Source organism: Segetibacter sp., assembly GCF_025963695.1.
Classification (GTDB): Bacteria; Bacteroidota; Bacteroidia; order Chitinophagales; family Chitinophagaceae; genus Segetibacter.
Genome location: NZ_JAOQAH010000087.1, coordinates 1 through 12,619, shown reverse-complemented (window position 1 = coordinate 12,619; position 12,619 = coordinate 1). Strand labels below are relative to the sequence as shown.

The 12,619-nt window shown below is 39.1% G+C and carries 12 protein-coding genes; 5 read left to right on the top strand and 7 right to left on the bottom strand.

The genetic code is table 11. From position 1 onward, the window contains the following. Positions 1-119 precede the first annotated feature (119 nt). Positions 120-1,148, top strand: coding sequence for a glycoside hydrolase family 5 protein (locus JWR87_RS15455; RefSeq protein WP_297821732.1), 1,029 nt, complete (start codon positions 120-122; stop codon positions 1,146-1,148). Between the two features lie 100 nt (positions 1,149-1,248). On the opposite strand, the gene JWR87_RS15450 is transcribed toward JWR87_RS15455, so the two are convergent. Together JWR87_RS15450 and mce are read right to left on the bottom strand one after the other, a co-directional pair. Beyond that, positions 1,249-1,638, bottom strand: coding sequence for a hypothetical protein (locus JWR87_RS15450; RefSeq protein ID WP_297821730.1), 390 nt, complete (start codon positions 1,636-1,638; stop codon positions 1,249-1,251). Between the two features lie 253 nt (positions 1,639-1,891). Further along, entirely contained in the window at positions 1,892-2,293 is a 402-nt protein-coding gene (gene mce / locus JWR87_RS15445) for a methylmalonyl-CoA epimerase (RefSeq protein WP_297821728.1), read from the bottom strand. Between the two features lie 138 nt (positions 2,294-2,431). Here mce and JWR87_RS15440 point away from each other — a divergent pair, with 138 nt between their 5' ends. The 4 genes from JWR87_RS15440 (at position 2,432) to JWR87_RS15425 (ending at position 5,239) form a co-directional block, all read left to right on the top strand. Next, positions 2,432-3,646: an IscS subfamily cysteine desulfurase gene (locus JWR87_RS15440; protein WP_366090789.1), complete on the top strand. Its 1,215-nt coding sequence runs from the start codon at positions 2,432-2,434 to the stop codon at positions 3,644-3,646. 92 nt (positions 3,647-3,738) lie between these two features. Beyond that, positions 3,739-4,158: a Fe-S cluster assembly scaffold IscU gene (iscU, locus tag JWR87_RS15435; RefSeq protein WP_297821724.1), complete on the top strand. Its 420-nt coding sequence runs from the start codon at positions 3,739-3,741 to the stop codon at positions 4,156-4,158. A gap of 83 nt (positions 4,159-4,241) precedes the next feature. After that, positions 4,242-4,574, top strand: coding sequence for an iron-sulfur cluster assembly accessory protein (locus JWR87_RS15430; RefSeq protein WP_297821722.1), 333 nt, complete (start codon positions 4,242-4,244; stop codon positions 4,572-4,574). Between the two features lie 437 nt (positions 4,575-5,011). Further along, positions 5,012-5,239 carry a CDGSH iron-sulfur domain-containing protein gene (locus JWR87_RS15425; protein WP_297821720.1) on the top strand — a complete coding sequence of 76 codons (228 nt, stop codon included), beginning with the start codon at positions 5,012-5,014 and terminating at the stop codon, positions 5,237-5,239. Between the two features lie 118 nt (positions 5,240-5,357). Here JWR87_RS15425 and JWR87_RS15420 read toward each other — a convergent pair whose 3' ends face one another. The 5 genes from JWR87_RS15420 to JWR87_RS15400 form a co-directional block, all read right to left on the bottom strand. Next, positions 5,358-6,350, bottom strand: a complete 993-nt coding sequence (locus JWR87_RS15420; RefSeq protein ID WP_297821718.1) for a catalase family protein — start codon at positions 6,348-6,350, stop codon at positions 5,358-5,360. After that, a complete protein-coding gene (locus tag JWR87_RS15415) occupies positions 6,341-7,768 on the bottom strand; it encodes a Dyp-type peroxidase (protein ID WP_297821716.1) in 1,428 nt (475 codons plus the stop codon). The genes JWR87_RS15420 and JWR87_RS15415 overlap by 10 nt, the downstream gene beginning before the upstream one ends. Positions 7,769-8,137: 369 nt before the next feature. Next, the gene (locus JWR87_RS15410; protein ID WP_297821714.1) at positions 8,138-9,418 is read right to left on the bottom strand and encodes a hypothetical protein; all 1,281 of its coding nucleotides are present in this window, start codon (positions 9,416-9,418) and stop codon (positions 8,138-8,140) included. Positions 9,419-9,433: 15 nt separating this feature from the next. Beyond that, on the bottom strand, positions 9,434-11,788 hold the full coding sequence (locus tag JWR87_RS15405; RefSeq protein ID WP_297821711.1) for a GMC family oxidoreductase: 2,355 nt from the start codon (positions 11,786-11,788) through the stop codon (positions 9,434-9,436). Between the two features lie 386 nt (positions 11,789-12,174). Further along, positions 12,175-12,619, bottom strand: a 445-nt coding sequence (locus JWR87_RS15400) for a hypothetical protein (RefSeq protein WP_297821709.1), incomplete at its 5' end; no start/stop codon positions are given.

Here is a 12,619-nt window from a genome sequence, read left to right as displayed (position 1 = left end):
CAACTAATTGCCGATTAATAAGGCTGGAAAAATTCGAGTTCAAAAGCTGAAGACGATAAGAAATTATTATCTTAAACCTTTCAAAGCTAATTTTTCACAATAAACAAAGCTTGCCGTTTATGACGCGTTCCTCTTTCAAATGCTTCTGTCAGAAAGTTATTCTTGCCTTTTTACTCATTACTTCTAACGTAGCAGATGGGCAAACCGCTGCCACATTAAGCCGTGTGTCAGTAAAAGGAAATAAGTTTATGAATGCGGAAGGTAAAGTGATTATTTTTCGGGGATTGGACGCAAGTGACCCAGATAGGCTTGTTACTGCCGGCCACTGGAATAAAGAATATTTTGAGACAGCAAAAAGTTGGGGAGCAAACATAATCAGGTTTCCGGTGCATCCTGTTGCGTGGCGAAAGCGTGGACAGGAAGAATATATAAAATTGCTTGACCAGGGGGTACAATGGGCAACGGAAGTTGGATTATATGTGATCATAGACTGGCATACCATAGGGAACCTTCGAACGGAGATGTATCAAAACGCGATGTATGAAACTACCAGGAAAGAGACTTATGAATTTTGGCGTACAATGGCGCAACACTACAAGGACAATACGACTGTCGCCTGTTTTGAGCTTTTTAATGAACCTACTGTTCAAAGTGGGCAACTAGGCATGATTAGCTGGCAGGAATGGAAACACATGAACGAGGAGATGATTGGCATTATAAGAGCTAACGGAGGAAAGGCTGTTCCCCTTGTTGCTGGTTTCAACTGGGCATATGATCTTACGCCAGTTGCAACGGATCCTATAACCGCAGAAGGTATAGCTTATGTTAGCCATCCATACCCAATGAAACGGCAAAAACCATGGGAAGCTAAATGGACTGAAGACTGGGGATTTGTAGCCGATAAATACCCGGTTATATTGACAGAAATAGGGTTTGCTGGAGCTGAAGAAAGAGGCGCTCACGTGCCTGTTATTAGTGATGAGTCGTATGGTGACGCAATTACTAAATACTGTGACCAGAAAGGTATTTCATATACTGTTTGGTGTTTCGATCCTCAGTGGGCTCCCACCCTTATTAAAGACTGGAATTATACGTTAACAAGACAGGGGCGTTACTTTAAAGAAGCTCTGCAAAAGGCAGCAAAGTAAGTACGCTTACGGGAAGCTTTCTAATTTTCTTTCTTAAAAGAGAATACTTCGAAAAGTTAACCGCACAAATAAGATCCTTGCCTAAATAATATTTTAAGATTTACGCTTTACTTGCTTCTTTGCTTGCACCAGCAACTACAGTTTGTTCTTCTTGGTTTTTAATCGCTACCTGGTTTGAAGCTCTAACTTCTCCGTTTAATGTTTTTACTATAACGCTTGTTTTTATACTAGTAGGAAGGGTGACAAAGGCTGCACCAAAATCGTTGGTAGAAACAACAGATAACAAATTGTCTTCATTATCAAAAATAACAATACTTGTTTTCTTAGGAAAATCACTTACCCAAATATTGGTTTTGGTCTCATTTGTTATTACCGCAACACGACTGTTTGGAGTGGCGTTTTGAGCTGAGGCAGTAAAGCAGTAACTGCTTAAAAGAATAACAGCAATTGATAAAAAAACGTTTTTGAAGTAAGTAGAATTTGAAGTCATAATAGTTATTTTTCGAAAACCAATAAGGCAACCTGTATGCCAATACTATTATTTCTTTTGCTTCTATTCATATTAGAGCTGCCCCAAACCTAAATCTTTAATGAAAGAATGACGTCTTACTCGGTCATATAATTACCCTCAATAATTAAGGTAGCTGATTGTCCTACACTGCTGCAACTAAATAAGCGATAGTCAGCGAAACGTTCTTCGAAGTATATATAGAAACGAAATGTCATTTACAACACGCTTCTATTCAATCTAAATTCTGGCAAAGTTCTATCAATACCCCATTTGTTTCTTTTGGATGCATGAAACAAACGAGCTTATTATCTGCGCCTTTTTTAGGCATTTTACTAAGTAGTATAAATCCTGCTTTTTCTAATCTTGCCATTTCTTCCAAAATATTTTCGACACCAAAAGCTATGTGATGAATCCCCTCACCTTTTTTTTCGATGAACTTGGCGATAACGCCATTTTGATCAAAACTTTCCAATAATTCTACTTTTGTTTCCCCTTTTTGGAAAAACGCCGTTTTTACTTTCTCACTTTCAACATCTTCTGTCTTATAACATTCTGTGTTTAGAATGCTAGTAAAAAGAGGAACAGAAGTACTTAGGCTTTTAACAGCGATTCCGATATGTTCTACTTTCATCATGTATGCTAATTATAAAAAATTCCTAATGTCTTCCGATTTGAGGAAAAAGGAGCTATAGCAGCTTCTGCTTCACAAATTTATAGCTCAAATTGTGTTACTTTTGTATTTAATAAGATTAGAAGAAAATAGTGTACTATGTTGAAATTACCGGTTTATTTAGATAATAATGCTACCACACCTTGTGATCCAAGAGTAGTTGAAGTAATGGTTCCATATTTTACGGAGAATTTTGGGAATGCAGCAAGCCGTAACCATCCTTTCGGTTGGGCTGCAGAAGAGGCTGTTGATTACGCCAGAGAGCAGGTAGCCAAGTTAATAGGAGCAGACCCGAAAGAGATCATTTTTACAAGTGGTGCAACTGAAGGGGATAATCTCGCTATAAAAGGTGTGTTTGAAATGTATGCGACGAAGGGTAACCACATTATTACAGCTACCACAGAACATAAAGCTGTACTCGACACGTGCAAGCACATAGAAAAATTGGGCGGAGAGGTAACATATCTGCAGGTTAAGCGTGACGGTCTAGTTGATTTGGCTGAACTAGAGGCAGCTATCAGACCGACTACTATTTTAATATCAATTATGTATGGAAACAACGAAATAGGTGTTTTACAACCAGTTCGGGAGATAAGTGCAATTGCTAAAAGGCATGGAGTATTGTTTTTTACTGATGGTGTGCAGGCGGTAGGCAAAGTTCCCGTAGATGTAATGAAGGATGGCATTGATTTGATGGCTTTTACAGCACATAAGATGTATGGTCCTAAAGGTGTAGGTGCATTGTATGTTCGCCGTAAAAATCCGCGCGTAAAAGTTACTGCTCAGATGGACGGAGGTGGCCATGAAAGGGGAATGCGTAGCGGTACCTTAAATGTGCCGGCGATTGTAGGTTTTGGTAAAGCTGCGGAGCTTGCCCGGTTAGAAATGGAGCAGGACACAAAAAGACTAAGCGGTTTAAGAGACAAACTTGAAAGTGAATTGCTTAAATTGGAAGAAGCCTATGTTAACGGAAACCGCGAGCATCGTCTTCCTCATGTAACTAACATTTCTTTCAAACATGTAGAAGGTGAAGGCTTGTTGATGGGGTTTAATAAAAACATCGCCTTAAGTTCAGGTTCGGCTTGTACTTCAGCATCGCTTGAACCAAGTTACGTATTAAAAGCATTAGGTCTGGGCGACGATTTAGCGCACAGTTCGCTACGTTTTGGTTTAGGAAGATTTACAACAGAGGATCAGATTGATTATACGATCGAACAAGTTAGTAAGACTGTTTTAAAGCTTCGCGAGATGAGTCCTCTGTGGGAAATGTATAAAGAAGGTATAGATCTTAATTCAATAGAATGGGCTGCACATTAACCCGTTCTACAGAGATATAAAAGGCAAAAAGATTTTTAAAATAAACAGTATAAATATCCTAACCCCTTTAGGGTTGGGGCAAAATAAACATCATGGCATATTCAGATAAGGTAATTGATCATTATCAAAACCCTAAGAACGTTGGTACTTTAGATAAGGCAAGTAAGAGCGTAGGTACCGGTCTTGTTGGAGCGCCTGAATGCGGAGACGTAATGCGTCTTCAAATAGAGGTTGACGATGAGACAGGTGTAATTAGAGATGCTAAATTTAAAACCTTCGGTTGTGGTTCTGCAATCGCTTCTTCTTCTTTAGCAACGGAATGGCTAAAAGGAAAAACAGTTGACCAGGCATTATCTATTGATAATATGGCAATCGTTGAAGAGTTAAATCTTCCTCCAGTTAAGATTCACTGCTCTGTGTTGGCTGAAGATGCTATCAAAGCAGCTATCAACGATTATCGCGTTAAAAATGGTTTAGAGCAACTTAAGTTCGAGGAGAGTATAGTTCATTAATTTATCTTGAAATAAGGTAATTTGAAAATGTCTAAAACAGGAATATTTTCAAATTAGCTGACTTTTAATTTAAAATTACTATTATGATTTACGTTAGTGATAAGGCAAAAGTTAAGGTTGATAACCTAATGAAAGATGCCGAGATTAAAGGAGGAGATAATTATTTTCTTAGGGTTTCGGTAGTCGGCGGGGGATGCTCGGGATTGAGTTATAAACTTGATTTTGACAACGAGAAGAAACCGATGGATCAGGAATTCGAGGATAACGGAGTGAAGGTAGTTACGGATTTAAAAAGTTTTCTGTACCTGGTAAATACTACCCTTGATTTTTCCGACGGATTAAACGGAAAAGGTTTCTATTTCAGCAATCCAAATGCAAGTCGCAGTTGTGGTTGCGGGGAAAGTTTTGCAGTATAGAGAGAGAGATAATTTCTAATAGCCGGTACGTAAGTGCCGGCTTTTTTTGTTACTGGCAATACCTCGTCTTTTAGTACTGGGTTGTTATTCAGTTTTATTTTACCCGTTTCTAAAAAAAGATTTATAGCAAAATTTGTGTAAATAAAAACCCCGCTCGTGGCAGGGTTCTGGCAGTTTGGTTTTGAGTGCTAACTAAGCCCTCTAAAAAAACAGATAGTTTTGGTTGCTCAAAAAAAAAAACTTTTAAAAACTTAACCTATTACAATTTATCAGACACACAAACTTTGCATGGTGCTGCATCGCTTTAAATGTGGGGAGAAAAAAAAGGTGCTTTTAATATTTTTTTAATAAGCGTTGTTTTTTCAAAAAAGCGAACCTCTTAATTAACTTCACCGTTTACCTGTTTTATTTCTTTATTTTGCCAAAAACAGATAATAATGGCAACTACTAAAATTACAGTTAATAACAACGGATCGCTAAAGGTAGAAGGTGACTTTGAGATTGTCGATAGAAACGGAAATGCATATGATCTTAATGGACGTGAACTTGTTTCCATTTGCCGTTGTGGTCTTTCTATGAATAAGCCGTTTTGTGATGGTTCTCATAAGGGACACTTTGAACATGATGCAATTGCGTTTGCGCTCCCTCCTAAAAAAATCATTTAATAGTCCACATGGCTTTCGACCCAGTAAAAAGACTAACAACAATAGTATTTTAATAGAGAACCTATATAGGTTCTCTATTAATTAGGGTCGTTAAGTAAAATTATTTGGTGACAATTGCTCATTTTGTATTTCTTTCTAACCTGAAGTTCCCGATTGCTTTGTAGGCTGCTTTGCGTGCCCGGTTTATACCTCCCAAAGGTTGATTTTCTTTATGCGCGTGCCAGGGTGAATAGGAAAGGTTTTCTCCAAAGGCATTTATTTCAGCAGTATCGAAGTTCTGTTGATGTATTTCAATTCGGGCCACTTTTTGCCATGGAGACTTCCATTCTACACACACATTTTCTATCGGCATTTTTGCCGGATCTTCCTGAAACTGGATCATAAAGTCATAGTAAACCGGGTTAACAGCCAAATCATGTTTCATTCTTTCACGAAGGAAATTTTTATCGTTTGTATTTGTGCTACTCTTTAATCCTTCAGCAGGAAATGCTGCATATTTTACCGCTTGCTCCGGTGTTCCTAACCTGTACGGGCTAACACTGTAATATTTTAGGGAAAACATATTGCCGGTTTTTTTTAGACTTTGCAACGTTCGATATACTGTCGTCCAGTTGAAAGGATTGAGGCTAAATAAAATAACCCCTAGTGTTCCGTTGCATACCGCCTTCACGTTTTTTACAAAATCCTTTACTTTCGGCGACATAAGAATAGGATAGCTTACTAACAAAAAATCATGTGATTGAGGAAGCTGATGATCTTGCTCCAACATTTCACCCCGAACATTTATAAGCTTAATTGACATTCCTCGCAGATCGGGTTTTTTGTCGTGTACTACTGTAACGCTTCCATTAGACAAACGAATCCATGCATCATAACTTTTTCCAGGAACCATGAAACCATACTGATAGTTTGTAGGGATATCGTTAAGGACAGTAAAAGTTGCTTTCACACAACCATGCATTTTTGCATGAAATTGTCTTAGTGTTTTTCCCGGCGAATAATTCCTCTTCAGCCTTTTAATTACTATATCAACCAGTTTCTGCGTGTCCTGTTCCTCGTTGGGTTCTAAATACTCTTTGCCTAGCTCGGTCATTTGAGATTTTACAGACATGAAATGTATTTAAGGGCTTTAATACCCGGCATAAAAAAATAAGCTCCACCTTTTACGGTTACAAACTCTGGAACATCTGTAAACCTTTTTCTAAGATTTTTATCGGGTATGGTAAAAGTACCGGTCGTTTTAGTGTTTTCGGGGTAAGAATGATTGCCAGTTATAGGATCGCGTTCATCGTGCAAACCGTTGAACTTCGGATTGTTTGACCAGGCGTTTTGAATAAATTCAAATTGCCTTCCAATATCTCCGTTGAAGCAAATGAAATGAAGTCCGCGCTCTCCTTTTATATCATTAACTTTTAAGATGTCGTGTGGATTCATTGTCTCGGTCACCGGCGTTCCATAAGAGCGCCCCCGACGTAATATCCGATGTTTATTAGCGACTTTTATTGATGCAGTTTTATCCATGTCCAAAGAGTCTCTTGGATGGGATCTGCGAATATGTGAAGCAAAGGGACACTTTAATCCCAATTCATCTACTTTTTGGTAGTTGAAATTATTCTCGTCGTTGTGGTCTTTTATTTCCTCGTCGGGACAGATAACTACTGGTGCACCTCCCGGCCATCGGCCAAGCATTTTTGCAGCCAACTTTACCATTTCCTTGTCATCACATGCTCCTTTTTCATCCCGTGTGCATTTCGCCATATAGCTCCAAAAAAGACCAACATCTTGCTTTAGTTGCCTGAATACCAGGTAGCTTCCATTCCTTCCGAGATCATATTTTCCTTGTGCATCTAACGCGGTCGGTAATATTTTTGCCGCAGTGCTATCTTCATTAACCAAAGGGGTAGGAGTGTACTGGTTATATTCATTTTTATAACCCAATATAAATTCTCCTGCGGAAATCATGTTTTCAGGAACATCTTGTCGTGAAAGGCCTTTAATTGTAGGTTGTGATATACCGTCCTGAAAACCAAAATGCTCTTTTCGTTCATACAAAATGCTTGTGTCCAACTTTTTTAATTCCTCTAATCCGTACAAAGCAAACTGCGAACTTTGTTTTTCATGAAACTCTTCTAGAGTGTGCTTATCTACTGCATACAACATCAATAAAATATGTACGGGCGCACCGTTGTTGCCACCCCATTCCCACTTTGCAGGATCGCTTGTGCCATAATCACCCAAAAAAAACTGTTTGTGTTTTGTATTCATTCCGTCTTCAAGCTCCATCGGGAAGGTGTCAAGTGTTTGATTGCTTAAACCCAGGACTGATAATGCATTAAAAGTAAAAGCGATATTCAAAGCAGAGTTGCCCTTTTTTTCGTCTGCAGCAGTTATTTGCCCTGTAACGTTTTGCAGCCATTTTTTTGCTAACCCGGCATCAACTATTCGCAGTACCGAAAATGCTCCTGCAGGCATATTAGCATAACCCCTTACAATAATTCCCTGGATGTCGTTCAGTTCTAAGTTTTCCATAATAAATCGATCTACTTTTAAGTTGGAGAATATTCAGCTACCAGCATTTGGTTTTTATGGCGTCAACGTTGCGTCGCATTGCGTTCATCTAAAAGGTTCTTTAAGCAACTTTTTTTAGTTTTTGCTACGCTCTTTTGCGTTGCCTGTTTTTCAATCCTAAACTTTATTTTTTTAGAGCAGCGCAAGAGTAACCCAAAACACTAAAGGGGTTTTGAGACCAGACCAAACGAGGCTGCTTATTTTTTGTTGCAGTATAAAGAGTGTGACACAACGAGGCCTAATAGACATTCTGCTGCCGGTAACAAAAAAATAAACATGTTCATTAGTAGAAAAGTTAGATGGTGTATTACAATGCCGACTCAAACACTACTATAATAAACTCAACCATTGCGCCGCTTGTTTCTCATTCATGCGGCCATAGAGGCCGTCTCTTATCTTAGCGTTATTGAAAATATTTTTCACCGATACTTCCTTGTTAGCAGTGTACCAAACATTGCTAATAGTATGAAACTTTCTAGCCCATTTCATAAAACCGTTTGCATCATCGGCACCCCCGATAACCATTAATCTTGTTTTGGGATATCCAATGGTGTGACAGAACATTAGAGAGAGTTGTTTGCCTGCGATATTAATAAAGTCACGAAGGTAGCTTTCTGAGTTGCCATCGAAATTGCTTAAGAAGATCATTTGCCTGCCTTCGTTAACTATAATCCAACGGGCAAAATGAACTGTAGGAATGCCGGATAATTTACCCCTTGTAAATAAATACGGAGCTAGAAAATTAGTAAGACGTAACAAAAACATCATGGTGTATCGTCTTATCGGTCCGGGCTTAATGTTGCCCATGGCCGAAAATTGGCACTGAACCAGATTTGTTTCCCTCTCAACTAACTCTCTTATGTGCTTTTTGTCGAATGTAAATTGAACATCCTTTTCTTTCATTTCAGTAAGCAGTACAAGGATTAGCCAGATAATAACAAATGGAATAATAATTGGCAAAAGCACGATAAACAAAATGCCTGCAAGAAATGCTTTGCCGTAGTATGAAAATTTCCATCCCGCTGATGGTTTTTCGACTGGTTGTTGTGCCCAGGCAAGCGAAGGGCTGCTATTTACATAATCAATTACTTTTTGCCTTATATGTAGCGGACCTTTATTTTTAAGTGCGACTTGCTGCTCGTCTATAAAATCTTCAATTTCATCACGCAACATATTTTCCTGTCTTATTTGCATCACAGAACGATAACCAACCCCTACATAAAAAACAGCATTTTTCACTGTTTTTAAGGTGAGGTATTGTTCGAGGGTTTCACTGTTGTATGTTGCATTAACCGGAAAATCTTCGCAATGGGAGAAAAGCTGCCAGAAGCCTTCACCTGCAATTGTAATTAACTCTTTCAAATGCTTATTGTAGGGTTGGTCGTAATTACTGGTAAAAACAAAACGAGCGGCTGCGTTATTGCCATACACGCCATCTAATTCATCAAATACAACAAACCGTGCAAAATGAATGGTTGTAAGCTTTCTAAATGGAATGATTTGATTGGTATCTACGCCTCCCGCTTCAATTTCTTTACACAAATCAATAAGCTGCTGCTTCATGCCGGGTTTAATGGCGGCGACAATAGATAGGGCTCCGTGTGTGGTCATATTAACAGAAGATGTTTAGAAGGATGGTAATTTCGATTTTACATATATATCATACAGAGAACCCGAGAAGTACTTTCCAAATTGAGTCATTATTTTCACCTCTTCAAGTTTGGAATTTGCATGCAAAACTTTCATCGTTGTCATCTGTTTGGCGAAATCTACTGTTTCAATCACCAAAATGCCTTTACCTAACACCGGGGAGGTTTCATCTTGGCCCTCATGTACTGTTATAAAAAGGGTACATGTGTCTTTCCACATGTCAAAACCCTTGTCATCACGTACTACCTTATATCCATAGAAATAATAGGTTTTACATTCCTGTGAATGCAGGACCATTTTATACTTCATCAACTTAGTTGGAACATCAGCAACCTCATCTACAAATAAATTAAAAATTCCATCGCTGATGGTAAGCGGTTTGGATGAAAGGGCAGGAGCTTTGACTACGCCTTCAAGCCTTGCCTGGTGATTTATATCCTTAAGCATGGTTTCAACGTCGTCCGAAGTAACTGTAAGTGTAAACTCAAATACAGAACCTGCTGCTTCTCCCAGCTTTTCGCCCACATCGAAACTTACTTTTTCGTCGGTAGAAAAATAGCCTTTCATGGTTTCTGTAAACTGAATGCCCGGCTTACGCTTGTTATCCGGTAGCACAATGTCCTTGTAACTGTAATCGATTGTGAACCCGTAATCCTGCGCCATCAATTCGCACGACCGTTCAGCAAGAGCCGAAATAGTAATTAAAGGGTTTACGCCGAGTGGAAGAGGTACGACGGCCCCATCTGATACATACAAACCTTTATGTACCCCTGTACCTGTATATGAAGAAAAGACTTCTCCTTTATGATTTACGACTCCCCTTTCTGCATCATCAGCCATTACACAACCTCCCAGCGGGTGCACTGTCATCAGGTCGTAATTCATGAGTTTGGTCCATGTTGGGTTTACTACGTACTGACCGTCTATCGCTTTTGTCGCTTCACGCAATTTTTCATCTACGTCAGCAAAAATTGGTTGCTTGCCTACACCTTTCCATGTTATTTTTAAATGATCTTTTTCAAGACTCATCTTACCGTTACCATCGTCGTGTGTCATCACCAGGAAGGCTTGCGTGTGGTTTACGGCACCGTGGTAAGGGCCTCTTACAATACTTTCCATTTCACGAGCCTTTCTCTTAAGTGCTTCACCAAGGTTGTCTGAGTCTTCTTTTGAAAATAATTTTGATATGGCCACCATTGATGGGGTCATGACACTTGAAACCGGCCCCGGAACATTTCCGTCTTCTATGACCATTCCAGCTTCAAGCACAGGCTGTTCACGTAAATCTATGACTGATGTGATACAAGGTCCTACAGGCTCCAGCGACCCGGGTGCATGAGGGCCGAAACCGATCGCGTTCACTCGTTCTTCGCAGTTGTAGCCAAAACCCAACACATCGCCGTTGCCGGTAAAGCGATCACCGACTTTATCAGAGGCTTTGAGACCTTTTTGTTTTGACCGAAGCAATATTTCTGTACTTCCAAGTGTGCCCGCACCAAGCACTACAATATCAGCGGTTACAAAAAGTTCGGGAGCACCAAATACTTCACTTTGTGCATTTTGTATTTTATAATGAACACTCCATCTTCCATTGGCTGCCTGTGATATATACTTAACTGATACTTCGGTAAAAATTGCTGCTCCATGATTTTTTGCATCTGGCAAATAATTCATTAGGGTAGTATTCTTGGCTCCGTAGTTACAGCCGGTCATACAATCACCGCAGAGTTTGCACTCATACTGGTCTTGCCCTACGTTGTTTTTCCCGTCTTTAAAAGTTACATTAATATCAAGGTATGTTGCTTTCTGCCCCATACCTTCTGCCGACTTTTTCATTGCCTCGGCTTTGGGTAGTTTTGGCCAGCCATTTTGCCCTTCCGGGTACGGATTTGGTTGCAACATATACTTAGCCCTGGCAATATTTCTCCAATATGAGTCTGGGTCTTCTTTTAGAGCAGTCGGCCATGCGTTATGCTCTAAAACTCTTTTTTCCGGTACCAGTGATACGTTTGCGTTCACCAACGATGTTCCTCCTAATCCACAGCCACTGAAAACGCTGATATCATCATTCATCTGAAAATCATATAAACCTGTCTTAGGTCCGATATGTTTTCCCTGCGTACTAAATTGCATTTCTTTTAATGCCTGCACATTTGTTCTTGGATATTCTCCAGGTAAAAATTCTTTCCCCCTCTCCAACAAACAAACCTTCTTACCGCCTCTTGAAAGGCGGGACGCTGCTATGCTTGCTCCATAACCTGAGCCTATTACAATTACATCATAGTGATTTTTGATGTCACCCAAAGGCGATGATAGTCTTGTGAAATTCATAAATTGATTTAAGCATTTTGAGTAAAAAATTTGTAGGAGAATTCCGTTGTGCTTTTTACTATCATTATAAAAACCTAAGAAGATTTCATAAAAAATTTATGGATATCCTGTGGGAAGGATTGAGGGAAAAAAGAGAGGAAAGGGGGTAAGTGTGCTAATGTACACCAAAGGGATTTGCTTCATTAGTTTTGGCATTAAGAATAGCAGTTATGTAAAAAGGCAACCTACAAGTATAGAAAAAGAAATTCGTTATTCATAATTTTTAAACCAATAAAAAGAAGAATGAGGGTGGGTGTATTTACTAAAAAGCGGGCAAATAAAAAAAGCCATAGAAAATCTATGGCTTAATCAGTTTTATAAAATATTGAAATAAGGCTAAAAGGTTTTTAAACTACATCGTCTGAAGTTGTCTTTGTAACAGTAACTCTATCTGTGCGACTTGCAGTGGTGGCACCATCACTACGACCACGTAGTAAAGCAACCAACAATAAGATAAAGACAGCCGCACCTGCAACCCATACCCAGGGTGAAGCATACCAATCATTTGTTTGAGAAGTAACAGACACCGATTTGGAAGTTGTGCTTGATTCTGAAGCTGCTCCACCATTGTCTTGTGCCAGAAGAATAGTTTGAAACAAGGCAATCATTAAAAGGGAAAGAAACGGCTTTAGCATCAAATCTTTTGAAATCTTTTTCATAATAATTTTTTGTGGTTGATTAAAAAATTTGTTTTTCAATTCCTCTTCGACAGCTTCAACAACTAAGCCAACACAAATTTCAATAATATTTTCATCGCTTGAAATCTTCCTGCGGAAAGGGAGAAATGGGGGG